The organism is Streptomyces sp. NPDC050534 (genome assembly GCF_044457745.1).
Classification (GTDB): domain Bacteria; phylum Actinomycetota; class Actinomycetes; order Streptomycetales; family Streptomycetaceae; genus Streptomyces.
Genome location: NZ_JBITHF010000005.1, coordinates 380,074 through 395,401, shown reverse-complemented (window position 1 = coordinate 395,401; position 15,328 = coordinate 380,074). Strand labels below are relative to the sequence as shown.

Here is a 15,328-nt window from a genome sequence, read left to right as displayed (position 1 = left end):
CCCGTGTCACTCTCCGCTTATCCGTCTTCCGCTTGCGTAACCCAAGAGGGTGAAGCAAACAATAGTGGCGAATTGCCCGAAATGAGGTGGGAGGACGAGGTGCGGACAGCCAGCCGAACCCTCGCCACGGCCTGCTTGCTCTCGGCGGCGCTCCTTGTCGCCGGCTGCGGCGGCAGCGGTGAGGCGGACACGAAGGCGGGCGCAGAGGTCTTCCTCCAGCCCGCCGCGGACCAGGGCCCGGACCCCTTCACGGGCTCCACGGCCGTCCCGTCCCCCTCCACCGGCTCACCCCGGCCCGGCGAGTCGGCACAGACCGGCGGCTCGGCACAGAGCGGCGGCTCGCGGGCGGTGCGCGCGATCTCGGGCTCCATGCCCGGCCTCTACGCGGGCACCGTGCACGCCGGCAGCTGCGACGTGGACCGCCAGATCGGCCAACTGGCCGCGGACCGGGCCAGGGCCGGCGCCTTCGCACAGGTCGCCGGCGTCTCCCCGGCGTCCCTGCCGGACTATCTGCGCGGCCTCGCCCCGGTGGTGCTGCGCGCCGACACCCTGGTCACCAACCACGGCTACCGCGCCGGCCGCACCACCAGCTTCCAGTCCGTGCTGCAGGCCGGCACCGCCGTCCTCGTCGACAACCGGGGCATGCCCCGTGTCCGTTGCGCCTGCGGCAATCCGCTCCAGGCGGCCGGCACGACGCACGGCGGCCGGACCCAGGGCGCCGCCTGGCCCGCGTACCGGGCCGCCCAGGTGATCGTGGTGACGCCCGCCCCGCAGGTCATCACCGACATCACGATCATCGACGCCGGCCACAGGACGTGGATCGAGCGGCACGTCGGGCACGACGTCCAGCACGACCACGTCGTGCCCCCGCCCGCGGCCCTCACCCCGCTGCCGACACCGACACCGAGCCCCGACGGCAGCGCCTCCGGCACCGGTCCGAGCGAGAGCGCCGGCAGCACGTCCCCCGACGGCAGGACCCCGTCGCCGTCCGATCCGTCCGGCGACTGCGCGAGCCCGGTCCCGACCGTGACCGTCACGCCGGGCGCCGCCGCCGGGACGTCCGCGAGTCCGCCCGACGACGCGACGACCGGGAAGCCGCCGTCCGGGACCGGCGACTGCCCGACCGCGACCGTCACGGCCGTACCGCCGACGACGACCGTGCCCGGTCACCCGCAGAGCTCTCCTGCCGCACCCTCCTCCCCGGACAACCCGGCATCACCTGTCGACCCGGACGAGACCGGCCCCGAAACCGTGCCGGACACACCCGATCAGCCCGACGGCAGCGGCCTGGTCCCCGGCGACACCACGACCAGCATCATCTTCGACAGCCCCACCGGCGTCCTCGACAGCTGACCACCGACGACGGCCGGGGAGTCGGGAAATCCACCGTGCTCCCCGGTCGAAGAATCGGACGAATCCTGGCAAGGTGGCTCCATGGTTGATCGGGGAGCGAGCGCCCTGTCCCTCCCGGACGACTGGCCCACCCACCCGGATGCGATCCTGGCGCTCAACCTCATGGGCAGTTTCGACTGGGACCTGGACAGCGGTCTGTTCCACATGGACGCTCAGGCCCACGAGGTCTTCGACCTGCGCCCCGACGAGTACGACGACCACCCCGAGAGCCTCGGGGTCCGGGTCCCCACGGCCGAGGCCGTCCGCCTCGACAGCCTGGTCGCCCAGGCCATGAAGGACGGCAGCGAGAACTACGGCGCCTACTTCCGCCTCCGGCGACGCGACGGCACCCTGCGCTGGACCCACACCCAGGGCTACATCCGCCGCGACGAGACGGGCCGCCCGCGCCGGATCATCGGCATCGTCCGGGACGCCACCCAGGAGCTCGGCGAGAGCGAGGCCCGCGGCGAGCTGGACGCCCAGGACGCGGCCCGGCGCCACCAGACCAACGTCGTCCAGCTCACCACGGCGGCCCTCGCCCACGCCCGCACCGTCCAGGACGTCATCGACGTCGTCAAGGACACCCACGGCCTCACCCACCTCGGCGCCACCAGCCTGGTCATGGGCGTGGTCGAGGCGGGCCGTATCCGGCTGATCGCGGAGGGCCCGGCGGGCAGCTTCGTCCCCGGCACCCTGATCACCCGGATCGACGAGCCCTACCCGATGAGCGATGTCGTACGGACCCTCATGCCGCGCTTCATCGAGTCGCCGGAGGAGTTCGCCGAGGGCTATCCGCTGCTGTGGCCGCACATCACCGACCTGAACATCACGTCGGCCGCCTATCTGCCGCTGATCGTCCAGGCCCGGCCGATCGGTGCCATGGGTCTGCTCTACAACGACCGGCGCGGCTTCTCCACCGAGGACCGCAACGTCCTGCTCGCCCTCGGCAGCAGCATCGCCCAGAGCCTGCAGCGGGCCACGTTCTACGAGCAGGAGAAGGACCTCGCCACCGGCCTCCAGCAGGCCATGCTGCCGCGCACCATCCCCAGCGTCCGCGGCGCCGACGTCGCCGTCCGCTACCGCTCGGCCTCCCTGGGCCGCGACATCGGCGGCGACTGGTACGACCTCATCCCGCTGCCCGGCGGGCGGGTCGGGGCCGTCATCGGCGACGTCCAGGGGCACGACACGCACGCGGCCGCCGTCATGGGCCAGTTGCGCATCGTCCTGCGCGCCTACGCCGCCGAGGGCCACACCCCCGCCACCGTGATGGCCCGCGCCTCCGTCTTCCTGCACGAACTCGACACCGACCGCTTCGCGACCTGCCTCTACGCGGAGGCCGACCTGACCACCGGAGTGGTCCAGGTCGTCCGGGCCGGCCATATCGACCCGCTGATCCGCCACACCGACGGCAGCTGCCGCCGGGTGCCCGTCCCGGGCGGGCTGCCGCTCGGCCTGTCGGCGGAGTTCGGGAGCCTGGAGTACCCGGTCGGCACCCTGGAGCTCGACCCGGGCCACACCCTGCTGCTGTGCACCGACGGCCTGGTCGAACAGCCCGGTGCCGACCTGGACGACGGCATGCACCTGCTCACCGCGCTCATCGCCACGGGACCGGACGACGTACGGGACCTCGCGGACTGCCTGATCGACGTGGCCGAGGAGCGCGGCGGCGACGACGACGTGGCTCTGCTCCTGCTGCGCCGCCGCGGCCTGGACACCACGCAGGCCGGTGGCCGGCTCCAGCAGCACGTGGCACCCGGCGACCCCGAGGCCCTCACCCAGGCCCGGCACATGATCCGCGCCGCGGTGCGCGCCTGGGGCGCCGGAGAGCGCGCCGACGAGATCGAACTGGTCGCCGACGAGGTGATCACCAACGCGCTGATGCACACCGAGGGCGCCGCGATCGTCACCCTCAGGGTCCTCACCGGCAGCGACCGCCGGCTGCGTGTGGAGGTCGAGGACTCCTCCAGCGCCCTGCCGCGCCGCCGCGAGGCGGGGGAGTCGGGCGTCTCCGGGCGGGGCCTGCTCCTGGTCGACCTGCTCACGGACGTGTGGGGCGTGGAGGCGCGGGGCGGCGGCAAGTGCGTCTGGTGCGAGTTCCTGGTCCCGCAGGACGACTGAAGCCGTCCCGTCCGCCACTGTCGGTGCCGGGTGGCACTCTGGACGTATGCCGGAACTGCCCGAGGTCGAAGCACTCAAGGACTTCCTGACGGAGCACCTGGTCGGTCACGAGATCGTGCGGGTGCTGCCCGTCGCGATCAGCGTCCTGAAGACCTACGACCCCCCGCTCTCGGCCGTCGAGGGCCGCGAGGTCACCGCCGTGCGCCGGTACGGCAAGTTCCTCGACCTGGCCACGGACGGCGGCCCGCACCTCGTCACCCATCTGGCCCGTGCGGGCTGGCTGCAGTGGAAGGACAGACTCCCCGACGGCCCGCCCCGCCCGGGCAAGGGCCCGCTCGCCCTGCGCGTCGCCCTGGAGACGGGGGAGGGCTTCGACCTCACGGAGGCCGGCACCCAGAAGCGCCTCGCGGTCTACGTCGTCCAGGATCCCCAGGAGATAGCGGGCGTGGCCCGTCTGGGCCCCGACCCGCTCGCCGACGGCTTCGACGCCGCACGCCTCGCGGACCTGCTGAAGGGCGAACGGCGCCGGCTCAAGGGAGCGCTGCGTGACCAGAGCCTGATCGCCGGGGTGGGCAACGCCTACAGCGACGAGATCCTGCACGCCGCGAAGATGTCCCCCTTCAAGCTGGCCGCGTCGCTCACCCCCGAGGAGACCGACCGCCTCTATGCGGCGCTGAGAGACACGCTCACCGAAGCCGTCGAGCGTTCCCGCGGCGTGGCGGCGGGCCGGCTGAAGGCGGAGAAGAAGAGCGGCCTGCGGGTGCACGGCCGGACGGGGGAGCCCTGCCCGGTGTGCGGCGACACCATCCGCGAGGTCTCCTTCAGCGACTCCTCGCTGCAGTACTGCCCGACGTGCCAGACGGGCGGCAAGCCGCTGGCGGACCGGAGGATGTCACGGTTGCTGAAGTAGCGGCGGCCCCGTCCGTCCCCTGGGGTCAGTGGGCCTGAAGGGTCACCAGGTGTTCGCCGTCGGCCGTCCGCACGTCATAGCGGGCGATGTCGTCGGTGTGCATGGCCGAGCTGCCCCGCATGGTGATCGGGCGGGCGTCGTGGCCGGGGACGGTCCAGCTGGTGACGGTCTCTTCGGAGTTGTCGTGGCCGACGGCGATCAGCCGGCACGAGCGGGGGCCCGCGCCGTCCTTGATCTCCAGCTTCACCTGGCTGCCCGTCTCCGCGTCCTCGGAGGTGACCTGCGCCCAGACGCCCGAGTGGGCGTCGGTCGCCGCGATGCGCATGGTGCTGTCACCGCCGCCGTGGTCCGCCTGCATCGCGATGGCGGGCCCGGTCACGGCGATCGCCGCGGACGCCGCCAGGGCGAAGATGAAGCGCCGGCGGCCGGCCCGGTGCCGGGCCGCCACGGTGTCCACCAGCCGGTCCAGCAGCTGCGGGCCGGGCTTGGTCAGATGGCTGACGAACCGTGGCGTCGCCCGGCGGTACAGCATCATCTGCCGCGTGATGGGCCCGTATTCGGTCACGGAGGCGGCGCAGCGCGCACACTCCATGAGGTGGTCCTCGAAGCGGAAGGCGTCCGCCTCGTCCAGCACGCCGAGCGCGTACGCGGCGACGTCGCGATGCCTCTCCTGGGACGACCACATGCCGAATCCTCGTGCCGTTGGGTGCGGGGGGTGTTACTCCTTGCTCCCACCGGTACGCACCAGACAGTCGAATCACTCAAGGCATCCACAGAATCGCAACCAAGGGATTCGGAGCGGCCGGGCCCGCGGATTGGTCCCGTACGGGACGTGTCTAAAAAAGGTGGATGGCCAGATGTCCCAGGGGTAGCCCCAGTTGCCACGCCTTCGTCCACACCTTCGGTCCGTCGTCCTCGCCGACTACGGCGCCGCCGGGCACCGCGTTCAGATCGAGCGCCAGAAGTTCGGTCTCCTCCAGCCACCGCCAGGCCGCCTCCGCCAGTTCCAAGTCGGGCGCGGGAGCCCCCGCTTCGGCCGCCTCGGCGCCCAGCAGGGCCATCCGCTCACGCACCCAGTCCTGCCACGGCTGGTCGTAGGCCGTCAGCGACAGCCAGTTCTCCAGCTGGGAGACCACCTGGATACCGGGCAGCTCGCCGTCCGTGTCCGACAGGAAGACGGTCAGCGCCAGGGCGTCGCGACCGGCCCGGAACTCGAAGGACGTCGGCGGCATCAGGTCGCCCGTCCGCAGCAGTTCGTCGGCGATGTACTCGGCGTACAGCCAGGCCATGGGGACGACCAGTTCGTCGCCCCCGGCTCCGTCCGTGCTCTTGTGACCTCTGTGCAGCATCCCTTCCTGCCTTCCTCCGGTGCGTGCGCGTCGCCCGGCCCAAGATCCCGTCCGGGACCCCGAGCCCCCAGTCCGGAACACGGATGAAGACAGCCCATTGCTCAACGCATGTCTTCAGCAAGGCGCTTTACCGAGGTTTGACTTGGCAGTCCGTTTCACTGCAGGTCGGCCGCATAACCCGGAAGCACCCGGCGCAGGGCGCGCAACGCGTAGTACGCGCGGGACTTCACCGTACCGGGCGGAATCCCGAGGGTTTCCGCGGCTTCCGCAACACTCGCCCCCTGGAAGTACACGAGCACCAGGACTTCACGGTGCTCGGGAGTGAGTGTCTTCACAGCCTCGCGTACGTCGAGGGCTGCGGCGGCCCGTTCGGCGTGGTCGCCGATCACCCGGGCGTTCTCCAGGATCGCGTCCCCGACCTCCGGCGGGCGGGCCTGCCGGGCCCGCCGCGCGTCGATGGCGAGGCGCCGCCCCACGGTCATCAGCCAGGGCCGTACGGAGTCGAAGTCGTCGGCGCGCAGCGCCTCGGGATGCTGCCAGGCGCGTACGAGGGTCTCCTGCACGAGGTCTTCGGCGCGTTGCCGGTCGCCGTCGCAGAGCCGGAGCAGGAGGGCGAAGAGGGGTCGTCCGTGCTCCCGCTGGAGCGCGGCGAGTTCGTGCTCGGCGGTCGTCGCGTTCGTGAGAGTGGGTGCGGCCGTCATGGCCGTATGGCACCGCAGGCCGCCGCACCGGGACAGGGAGCGCACCGGGATCTGCGACGGACGGTCGATCGCGTCGGCGAACGGTTCGACGAACGGTTCCGGACACCGGCGCGCGGCTGCGTCGTGCGCCGGCCGGGGGCGCCGGACGGGCCAATCGGCGTAGCGGGGTTGTTTGGGGACGCCCCCAACTTCGTACCTATTTGTCCGTAAATAGGATCACAGTGGGGTGAGCCGATGATTGCACGCAGACGACAGGTTGCCCTCGCCCTCACGGTCGTTCTGGCCGCGGGCGCCGCTTGTCAGGCCCAGCACCGCCGATCGACCGCCGGTACCGGCCGGCCGGCACCGGCCGCGGCGCGCGGATTCACGCTCGTCGCCTCCGGCGACGTCCTCCCGCACAGCCCCATCATCGACCGCGCGCGCTTCGACGGCGGCGGCAACGCCTACGACTTCCGCCCGATGCTCGCCGGAATCAAACCCGTCGTCTCCCGCGCCGATCTGGCGCTGTGTCACATGGAGACCGTCTACGGTGCGAACGGCGACTACACCGGCTACCCCGACTTCAAGTCCCCGCCCGAGGTCGCCCAGGGCCTGGCCGCCACCGGCTACGACGGCTGCTCCACGGCCTCCAACCACAGCCTCGACGACGGCGCCCAGGGCATCCGCCGCACCCTCGACGCCCTCGACGCGGTGGGTGTACGGCACGCCGGCTCCGCGCGCACCGAGGCCGAGGCGCACACCGTCACGATGCTGCGCGCGGGTCCCGCCAAGGTCGCCCACCTCGCCTACACCGTCGACACCAACGGCAAACCGCTGCCCGCCGGCCGGCCCTGGGCCGTCAACCTCATGAACGAGAACGTGATCGTCGCCGACGCCCGGGCCGCCCGGCGGGCCGGCGCCGACGTGGTCGTCGTCTCCCTGCACTGGGGCACCGAGTGGCAGGACGCCCCCGACCAGCAGCAGCTCACCCTGGCCCGGCAGCTCACCGAGGCCCGCACGGGCGGCCGACCCGACATCGACCTCATCCTCGGCACCCACACCCACGTCCCGCAGGCGTACGAGAAGGTCAACGGGACCTGGGTGATCTACGGCATGGGCGACCAGATCGCCGGCGAGATGACCAACAACGACGGCGCCAAGGACCCGCGCGGCAACGAATCCACCCTCGGCCGCTTCACCTTCACCCCGCCCGCGAAGCCGGGCGGCCGCTGGGAGGTCGCGAAGGCGGAGTTCATCCCGCAGCTCTTCGACGTCGACGCGGGCCGGGTCGTCAACCTCAACCAGGCGATCCGCCAGGGCGCCGAGGTCAAGGCCGTACGCGACGCGATCCGGGACGTGGTGCTCAGCCGCGGCGCGGCGAAGGACGGCCTGGTGATGGGCGAGTGACGGCTCGGTGCCTTCGTCAGGTGCGGTGCGGTGAGCGGCCGTCGCGTGGCCGCAGGAACACTTCGTCGACGTAGCACCAGGCCCATGCCTCTCCTGGTTCGGTGGAACGTGCGAGGGGGTGCCCGCTCGATTCGTAGTGGGCGGTGGCGTGGGCGCCCGGCGCGCTGTCGCTGCATCCCATGTGGCCGCAGGTGAGGCAGAGCCGCAGTCGCCCTTCGGTGCGTCCCTGGGCGGCACACTCCATGCATACGCCGCTCCGGGGCACCGGTGCCGGGCCTGCGTCCGCTGCATGCGTGCAGACGCGTTGCTCCGGACGGCCGCCGTCCGGTCGCACCACCCATTCGGTCACGGCGCCCACCTCTCAGCCGCTTCGCAGCACTCGCTCCAGGATGTCGTCCAAGCCGAGATGATCACTCTCGGTGCCCGCGGGAACCGCCGTGAACGTCTCCTTCAGCCACGCCCCGAACTCGGCGGCCGGCACATAGAGTACGGCGGCTCCACCGTTGCCCCGGAGTGCGATTCTGACGGTCTCGGAGCCATGGCATGCGCAGGGCGGCCAGACCCGGACGCTGCCCTCGCCCGCCGGAGCCCGCAGTCCCGCGAACAGCAGATCCCGGGACAGGAACCACGGCGGAGCGTCCGCGGGACTGTCGCGGAAGTCCAGCCGCACGGCCAGGGGATCGGCCGACTCGTAGCTCAGACGGGCCCTGACGGGAAGGCCCTCCGTCTCGCTGACGATCACGTGGATCACCAGCTCCAGGTGGAGACGCTTGGTCCGATCGGTGGGCCACATGGCGCCTCCTCTTGGATCGAAAGCCGGTTCGATGAGTCACACGGAGCGCCGACGGCCCCGGCACCCCGCCCCGCGGCGGTCCCGGCCACGAGTTACACGGGATTCGCCCGATCGACGTGGTGCGGATGCGGGCAGGGGGCTTTCATGTGCGGGGCCGTCGTTCAGGAGGACCGGCGGCCTCAGTGGTTCCAGCTGGACGCTTCACGCAAAACGAAGCCGGCGCGTCTACGCCGATCCGGCAGGGCGTCCGTTCTGCCTGGTGCGGCACTGAGGACGGGGAGCCGAGTGCGCTCCGGACGGCGCACGATCACGAGCGGTCATCGGCCGCACCGGCCGCCGCGGCACTCTGCCCCCGCGCCAGCTCCGACCGCTTGTACGAGTACCCGAAGTAGATGACGACCCCGATCACGAACCACACCGCGAACCGCACCCACGTCTGCCACTGCAGGTACGTGATCAGCCAGATGGAGGCGACGATGCCCACCGCCGGCACGACCGGCATCCACGGGGTGCGGAAGGAGCGGGGGAGGTCGGGGCGGCGGTAGCGCAGGACGATCACCGCCGCGCAGACCACGACGAACGCCAACAGGATGCCGATGTTCGTCAGTTCGGCCGCCTCGGCGATGGGCAGGAAGCCGGCGATGACGGCCGAGGCCACACCGACGATCCAGGTCACGCGGGTCGGCACGTGCCGGGTGGGGTGCGTCTTGGCGAACCACCTGGGCAGCAGCCCGTCCCGGGACATGGAGAACCACACCCGGGTCACGCCCAGCATGAAGGTGAACATCACGGTGAGGATGCCGATGATCGCGCCCACCGCGATCACGTCCGCGAGACCGCTGAGGCCCACCGACTTGAACGCCGTGGAGAAGCCGCTCTCCTTGTCGATGTCCTGGTAGTTCTGCATGCCGGTGAGCACGAGGCAGGCGGCCACGTACAGGACCATCGAGATGATCAGCGAGTAGATGATCGCCTTCGGCATGTGCCGGGCCGCGTCCTTGGACTCCTCGGCCGCGGTCGACATGGCGTCGTAGCCGAAGACCGCGAAGAACACGGTCGCCGCCCCGGTGAAGGCGCCGCCGATGCCGTAGGGGAAGAACGGGTGGTAGTTGCCGGTGTCGATGTGGAAGACGCCGACGCCGATCACCAGCAGCACGACCAGGACCTTGAGCACCACGACGAACGTCTCGAAGCGGGCCGCGTTCCTGATGCCCTGGGTGAGCAGATACGCGATCAGCAGACACAGCACGGCCGCGAACAGATCGACCTTGTGCCCGTCGCCGGTGCTCGGGGCGCCCAGCATCCACTTCGGCAGCTCGGCGCCCATGTCCTCGACGAGGAAGCTGAAGTAGCCGGAGATGCCGATCGCGACGACGGCCACGATCGCCGTGTACTCCAGCAGCAGGTCCCAGCCGATGAACCAGCCGGCGAACTCGCCCAGCACCGCGTAGCCGTAGGTGTAGGCCGAACCGGCCTTCGGGATGAGGCCCGCGAACTCGGCGTACGACAGCGCGGCCGCCGCGCTCGCGACGCCGGCGATGAGGAAGGAGACGACGACCGCGGGTCCCGCCGTGCCGTTGGCGACCGTGCCGGCGAGGGTGAAGATGCCGGCTCCGATGATGCCTCCGACACCGATCGCGGTCAGCTGCCACAGCCCCAACGACCGTTCGAGACCGGGGCCCGCGCCGGCTTCCGTCTCCTCGATGTGCTCGATCGGTTTGCGGCGGAGAATCCCTTCGCCCGCACGGAGCCGGGCCATGCGCCTCACCTCTTCATGTTCGGCAACGCCGACCGCCGATCATGATGACCCAGAGGCATGAGGGAGGGAAGACGCCGCGCAGGCACCGGCGCGACGCGCGAGCCCTACGGAACCACCGTCACCGGCCACCGCCCGGCCTTCACCAGCCGGACCGCCACCGAGCCCACGATCCGGTGACCGGCCTGCTCGGAGGCGCCCACCACCACCGCGTCGGCCTTCAGCTCGTCCGCCGCCTTCACCAGGCCGCCGTAGGGGTCGCCGCGGAAGGTGTGGAACTCCCAGCGCACCTCGAATATCCCCTTGAGGCGCTCGGTCGCGTCCCGGATGTAGGCGATCAGCTCCTCGGCGATCTCGTCCGTCGTCTCGGCGACCGGCGCTCCCATGGCCGCGCCCGCGGCCATGACCGGTTGCACGTAGACGACGGCGAGCAGCGCACGCTGGCGCCGGGCCAGACCGCCGGCATATGCCGCGGCGCGCATCGAGGTATCGGAGCCGTCCACTCCGACCACGATGACCTTGGGCCCGTCCGTGCCCCGCTCGAACTGATGCGAGTGGTGTTCCGTCACGGCTGTGAGGCTATCGGAAGCCGCAGGTCGTGCCGATATGCGGGCTCGACGGGCGGGGCGGCCCCGCAGTTCCTACTCTCGAAGGCATGAGTGCCACCGCGGAGGCCTCCCCGCCCAAGGCGACGACGAACCCGGCACGGCCGCCCGGACACGGGCCGATGAGCAAGGTGCCGGAGGCCTTCGGGACCTTCTTCGGCGCCCTGGGACTGCTGTGCGCCCTGCTGGCCCTCATCCGGCCACTGCGCGTCCCGCTGCGTCCCCTGGTCCGCTTCCTCGACCTCGTCATCGTCCCGGTCAGCGCGAACCTCGCCTACGCCGTCTTCCTCTTCCTGCTCGCCGCCGCGACCGCCGCCCGCAAGAAGATCGCCTGGTGGCTGGTCGTCATGTATCTGGGCCTGCTGGTCCTCACCGACATCCTCGGTGTGGCGCTGGGCCTGTACGCCGAGTCCGTCGGCTCCCTCGTCGTCTGCTCCCTCGCGCTGGCCCTGCTCGTCGTCGCCCGCCGGGAGTTCTACGCGGCCACCCGCCGCGCCGCCGTCCGCCGGGCCCTGCTCGTACTGCTCGCCGGGCTGCTCGTCGGCATCCTCGTCGGCTGGGGGCTGGTGGCGGTGTTCCCCGGCACGCTCCGCGAGGGCCAGCGCCTGTTGTGGGCCGCCAACCGGGTGTGCGGCGGCCTGGTCTCCAGCCGTTCCTTCGACGGCCGCCCGCCGCACGGCCTGTACTTCCTGCTCGGCCTCTTCGGTGCCCTCGCCCTGCTCAACGCCGCCGCCGCGCTGTTCCGTTCGCAGCGCATGGAATCCGCCCTGCACGGCGACGAGGAGCCCCGCATCCGCGCCCTGCTCACGGCCTACGGCGAGGAGGACTCCCTCGGCTACTTCGCCACCCGCCGCGACAAGGCCGTCGTCTTCTCACCCAGCGGCAAGGCGGCCGTCACCTACCGCGTCGAGGCCGGCGTCTGCCTCGCCAGCGGCGACCCCGTCGGTGACCGCGAAGCCTGGCCGCACGCCATCGCCGCCTGGCTGGACATGGCCCGCCGGCACGCCTGGGCGCCCGCCGCCATGGGCGCCTCGGAGGACGGCGCCCGGGCCTTCGCCCGCTCCGGGCTCGGTGCGCTCCAGCTCGGCGACGAGGCGATCCTGAACGTCGCCGACTTCGACCTCGACGGCCGCGACATGCGCGTGACCCGGCAGGCCGTGCACCGGGTGCGCCGCACCGGCGCCCACTGCCGCATCCGCCGTCACGCCACCCTCACCGACCAGGAGATGGAGGAGATCGTCGACAAGGCGGACGCCTGGCGCGACACCGAGACCGAACGCGGCTTCTCCATGGCACTGGACCGCCTCGGCGACCCGGACGACGGCGACTGTCTCCTCGTGGAGGCGCTCAGCGAGGACGGCCGCCTGCTCGCGCTGCTGTCCTTCGTGCCCTGGGGCCGCGACGGCGTCTCCCTTGACTTGATGCGCCGTGACCGCAGCGCGCCCAACGGCGTCATGGAGTTCATGGTCGCCGAGCTGTGCGCCGCCGCTCCGAAGTTGGGGGTGCGCCGTATCTCCCTGAACTTCGCCGTCTTCCGCTCCGCCTTCGAGGAAGGCGCCCGCATCGGCGCCGGACCCGTGCTGCGGCTGTGGCGGCGCCTGTTGCTGTTCTTCTCCAAGTGGTGGCAGCTGGAGGCCCTGTACCGGTCCAACGCCAAGTACCGCCCGCAGTGGTACCCGCGCTTCATCTGCTACGGCGACACCGGCTCCCTCGCCCGCATCGGCCTGGCCTCCGGGATCGCCGAAGGCTTCGTTTCCGTACCTTCTCTGCGCAAACTCTGGGGAAAGGGGCACCCGAAGGGCGCGGCCAGGCCCGCGACCACCGAGGGCCTGCCGTCGCTGTCGGCGCTCGGCCTCGCCGGAGGGGACGAGGCCGGGCCCGGCGTCCCGTACGCCGGCCTGCCCGAACAGGTGCGCATCCGGCACCGCACCCTGGACCGGCTGCGCGCGGACGGCACCGACCCCTACCCGGTCGGCATCCCCCGCCGCACCCACGCGCTCGCCGACGTCCGGGCGGGTGACGAGGTCACCGTCGCCGGCCGGATCATGCTCGTACGGGATTTCGGCGGCATCGTCTTCGCCGTGCTGCGCGACTGGTCGGGCGATCACCAACTCGCCTTCACCCGCGACCGCTCCGGCCCCGCCCTCGACCGCTTCACCTCTGACACCGACATCGGCGACCACATCACCGCCACCGGCACGGCGGGCGTGAGCGACAAGGGCGAGCCGACGATCTTCGTCACCGGCTGGCAGCTCATCGGCAAGTGCCTGCGCCCGCTGCCCGACAAACGCCACGGCCTCGCCGACCCCGAGGCCAAGGTCCGCATGCGCTACGTCGACCTGATGTCCAGCCCCGAGGCCCGCTCGGTCATCCGCGCCCGCTCCACGGCCGTGCAGGCGCTGCGCCAGGGCCTGTTGGAGCGCGGCTATCTCGAGGTCGAGACGCCGATGCTCCAGCAGATCCACGGCGGCGCCAACGCCCGCCCCTTCACCACCCACATCAACGCCTACGACCTCGACCTGTACCTGCGCATCGCTCCCGAGCTGTATCTGAAACGGCTGTGCGTGGGCGGCCTGGAGAAGGTCTTCGAACTCGGCCGCACCTTCCGCAACGAGGGCGTCTCCTACAAGCACAACCCCGAGTTCACGATGCTGGAGGCCTACCAGGCCTTCGCCGACTACGACGTGATGCTCGACCTCACCCGCGAACTGATCCAGGGCGCGGCCACGGCCGCCTTCGGCTCACCCGTCGCCCGCAAGGAGGGCAAGGAGTACGACATCTCGGGCGCCTGGCCCGTCAAGACGGTCTACGGCGCGATCTCCCAGGCCCTGGGGGAGGAGGTCGACGCCGGCACGGAACTGCCGCGGCTGCACCGGCTGTGCGACCGCGCGGGCGTGCCGTACACCGCCGACGACGGGCGCGGCGACGTCGTCCTGGAGATGTACGAGCGCCTGGTCGAGGAGAGGACGGAACTGCCCACCTTCTACAAGGACTTCCCCACCGAGGTCTCCCCGCTCACCCGCCAGCACCGCACCGACCCGCGCCTGGCCGAGCGCTGGGACCTGGTCGCCTTCGGCACGGAACTGGGCACCGCCTACTCGGAGTTGACCGATCCGGTCGAGCAGCGCCGGCGGCTCACCGCCCAGTCCCTGCTGGCCGCCGGCGGCGACCCCGAGGCGATGGAGCTGGACGAGGACTTCCTTGACGCCCTGGAGTACGCGATGCCCCCCACCGGGGGCCTCGGCATCGGTGTGGACCGCCTGGTCATGTTCCTCACGGGCCTGACGATCCGAGAGACCCTGCCGTTCCCGCTGGTGCGCCGCCGCTGACGGCTGCCGGCCTGTGCCTGCGCCGGGGACACGCCGCCGCTGGTCCGGCTGCTTGCGCCGGGCGGGTGTTTTCCCGGTGCCGCTTCCGTGTTGCTGTCGGCGCCGGGCCCCCGCTCGGGCGACTGATGAGGCATGAAAAAGGATCAGTCGCTCACGCGGCGCCGGGTGTTGATCGCCGGTGCCGCCGCTCTGGCCGCGGCAGGCGGCGCCGGCGCACTGGCGCTGGACGGGGGAGAGGAGACGGCGGCCGCACCCGGCCCCGCTCCGGCGGCCGGGCCCCAGGCACGCGCCGTGCTCAAGGCGTCCACGTACCGCCTGCAGCCGCTGACCGGATACGGGGGCCCGCCGCGCGCCGCGCCCGCCCCGACCGCCGTACGGCACGAGCCGTTCCTGCGGCTGCCCGGGCACGGCCGCACCATGGTGCTGACCTTCGACGACGGGCCCGACCCCCGCTACACCCCGCGCATCCTGGACACGCTGGCCGAGTACGAGGTGCGGGCCATGTTCTTCGTGTGCGGGGAGATGGCCGTCGACAACCAGGACCTGCTGGCCCGGATGGCCGACGACGGGCACCTCGTCGGCAACCACACCTGGACCCATCCGCTGCTCACCCGGCTGAGGCGCTCCAGGATCCGCTCCGAGATGGAACGCACCAGCGACGTCATCGAGAAGGCGTACGGGGAGCGGCCGCAGTGGTTCCGTGCGCCCTACGGCGCCTGGAACCGCGCGACCTTCCAACTCGGCGCCGAGATGGGCATGGAGCCCCTCGCCTGGACCGTCGACACCCTCGACTGGACCAGGCCCGGCACCCGCACCATCGTCCGCCGGGTCGAGCACGGCGCCGCCCCCGGTGTCGTGGTGCTCTCGCACGACGCCGGGGGCAACCGCTCGCAGACCGTCCGCGCCCTGCACAAGTGGCTGCCGCATCTGCTGGATTCCGGCTACCACATCACGGTGCCGAGACGCCGTCCCGCATGACCGCGCGGAGC

At 71.6% G+C, this 15,328-nt stretch carries 13 protein-coding genes; 6 read left to right on the top strand and 7 right to left on the bottom strand.

The window, feature by feature from the left end; all coding sequences use genetic code 11:
* The first annotated feature begins 99 nt into the window (after positions 1-99).
* From ACIBN2_RS19095 to ACIBN2_RS19085, 3 genes are all read left to right on the top strand, one after another.
* Positions 100-1,353, top strand: a complete 1,254-nt coding sequence (locus ACIBN2_RS19095; protein ID WP_399135634.1) for a DUF6777 domain-containing protein — start codon at positions 100-102, stop codon at positions 1,351-1,353.
* Positions 1,354-1,434: 81 nt separating this feature from the next.
* A complete protein-coding gene (locus tag ACIBN2_RS19090; protein ID WP_399135633.1) occupies positions 1,435-3,510 on the top strand; it encodes a SpoIIE family protein phosphatase in 2,076 nt (691 codons plus the stop codon).
* 46 nt (positions 3,511-3,556) lie between these two features.
* Positions 3,557-4,420: an Fpg/Nei family DNA glycosylase gene (locus ACIBN2_RS19085; protein WP_399135632.1), complete on the top strand. Its 864-nt coding sequence runs from the start codon at positions 3,557-3,559 to the stop codon at positions 4,418-4,420.
* 25 nt (positions 4,421-4,445) lie between these two features.
* Here the strand turns inward: ACIBN2_RS19085 and ACIBN2_RS19080 are convergent, their stop codons facing one another.
* The 3 genes from ACIBN2_RS19080 to ACIBN2_RS19070 form a co-directional block, all read right to left on the bottom strand.
* On the bottom strand, positions 4,446-5,105 hold the full coding sequence (locus ACIBN2_RS19080; protein ID WP_399135631.1) for a zf-HC2 domain-containing protein: 660 nt from the start codon (positions 5,103-5,105) through the stop codon (positions 4,446-4,448).
* A 151-nt stretch (positions 5,106-5,256) separates the two neighbouring features.
* Entirely contained in the window at positions 5,257-5,769 is a 513-nt protein-coding gene (locus ACIBN2_RS19075; protein ID WP_399135630.1) for a hypothetical protein, read from the bottom strand.
* A 155-nt stretch (positions 5,770-5,924) separates the two neighbouring features.
* Positions 5,925-6,470 (bottom strand): sigma-70 family RNA polymerase sigma factor, encoded by a 546-nt coding sequence (locus tag ACIBN2_RS19070; protein WP_399135629.1) that lies wholly within the window; start codon positions 6,468-6,470, stop codon positions 5,925-5,927.
* A gap of 234 nt (positions 6,471-6,704) precedes the next feature.
* Between ACIBN2_RS19070 and ACIBN2_RS19065 the strand changes: the two genes are divergently transcribed.
* Positions 6,705-7,856 (top strand): CapA family protein, encoded by a 1,152-nt coding sequence (locus ACIBN2_RS19065; RefSeq protein ID WP_399135628.1) that lies wholly within the window; start codon positions 6,705-6,707, stop codon positions 7,854-7,856.
* Between the two features lie 16 nt (positions 7,857-7,872).
* On the opposite strand, the gene ACIBN2_RS19060 is transcribed toward ACIBN2_RS19065, so the two are convergent.
* The 4 genes from ACIBN2_RS19060 to ACIBN2_RS19045 all read right to left on the bottom strand — a co-directional run bounded on the left by ACIBN2_RS19060 (position 7,873) and on the right by ACIBN2_RS19045 (position 10,974).
* Positions 7,873-8,100, bottom strand: a complete 228-nt coding sequence (locus ACIBN2_RS19060; RefSeq protein ID WP_399135627.1) for a UBP-type zinc finger domain-containing protein — start codon at positions 8,098-8,100, stop codon at positions 7,873-7,875.
* A gap of 117 nt (positions 8,101-8,217) precedes the next feature.
* A complete protein-coding gene (locus ACIBN2_RS19055; RefSeq protein WP_399135626.1) occupies positions 8,218-8,649 on the bottom strand; it encodes an SsgA family sporulation/cell division regulator in 432 nt (143 codons plus the stop codon).
* A gap of 307 nt (positions 8,650-8,956) precedes the next feature.
* Positions 8,957-10,408, bottom strand: coding sequence for an amino acid permease (locus ACIBN2_RS19050; RefSeq protein ID WP_399135625.1), 1,452 nt, complete (start codon positions 10,406-10,408; stop codon positions 8,957-8,959).
* A gap of 104 nt (positions 10,409-10,512) precedes the next feature.
* Positions 10,513-10,974, bottom strand: coding sequence for a universal stress protein (locus ACIBN2_RS19045; protein ID WP_399135624.1), 462 nt, complete (start codon positions 10,972-10,974; stop codon positions 10,513-10,515).
* A gap of 86 nt (positions 10,975-11,060) precedes the next feature.
* Here ACIBN2_RS19045 and lysX point away from each other — a divergent pair, with 86 nt between their 5' ends.
* Together lysX and ACIBN2_RS19035 are read left to right on the top strand one after the other, a co-directional pair.
* Entirely contained in the window at positions 11,061-14,339 is a 3,279-nt protein-coding gene (lysX, locus tag ACIBN2_RS19040; RefSeq protein ID WP_399135623.1) for a bifunctional lysylphosphatidylglycerol synthetase/lysine--tRNA ligase LysX, read from the top strand.
* A 132-nt stretch (positions 14,340-14,471) separates the two neighbouring features.
* Complete coding sequence (locus ACIBN2_RS19035) at positions 14,472-15,317, top strand: polysaccharide deacetylase family protein (protein WP_399135622.1); 846 nt, start codon at positions 14,472-14,474, stop codon at positions 15,315-15,317.
* Positions 15,318-15,328: the final 11 nt, after the last annotated feature.

What these genes read in the sequence shown, in the direction of transcription:
- ACIBN2_RS19090 (WP_399135633.1), top strand. Translation starts at nt 1,435, where the DNA reads ATGGTTGATCGGGGAGCGAGCGCCCTGTCCCTCCCGGACGACTGGCCC.
- ACIBN2_RS19085 (WP_399135632.1), top strand. Translation starts at nt 3,557, where the DNA reads ATGCCGGAACTGCCCGAGGTCGAAGCACTCAAGGACTTCCTGACGGAG.
- ACIBN2_RS19080 (WP_399135631.1), bottom strand. Translation starts at nt 5,105, where the DNA reads ATGTGGTCGTCCCAGGAGAGGCATCGCGACGTCGCCGCGTACGCGCTC.
- ACIBN2_RS19075 (WP_399135630.1), bottom strand. Translation starts at nt 5,769, where the DNA reads ATGCTGCACAGAGGTCACAAGAGCACGGACGGAGCCGGGGGCGACGAA.
- ACIBN2_RS19070 (WP_399135629.1), bottom strand. Translation starts at nt 6,470, where the DNA reads ATGACGGCCGCACCCACTCTCACGAACGCGACGACCGCCGAGCACGAA.
- ACIBN2_RS19065 (WP_399135628.1), top strand. Translation starts at nt 6,705, where the DNA reads ATGATTGCACGCAGACGACAGGTTGCCCTCGCCCTCACGGTCGTTCTG.
- ACIBN2_RS19060 (WP_399135627.1), bottom strand. Translation starts at nt 8,100, where the DNA reads ATGGAGTGTGCCGCCCAGGGACGCACCGAAGGGCGACTGCGGCTCTGC.
- ACIBN2_RS19055 (WP_399135626.1), bottom strand. Translation starts at nt 8,649, where the DNA reads ATGTGGCCCACCGATCGGACCAAGCGTCTCCACCTGGAGCTGGTGATC.
- ACIBN2_RS19050 (WP_399135625.1), bottom strand. Translation starts at nt 10,408, where the DNA reads ATGGCCCGGCTCCGTGCGGGCGAAGGGATTCTCCGCCGCAAACCGATC.
- lysX (WP_399135623.1), top strand. Translation starts at nt 11,061, where the DNA reads ATGAGTGCCACCGCGGAGGCCTCCCCGCCCAAGGCGACGACGAACCCG.
- ACIBN2_RS19035 (WP_399135622.1), top strand. Translation starts at nt 14,472, where the DNA reads ATGAAAAAGGATCAGTCGCTCACGCGGCGCCGGGTGTTGATCGCCGGT.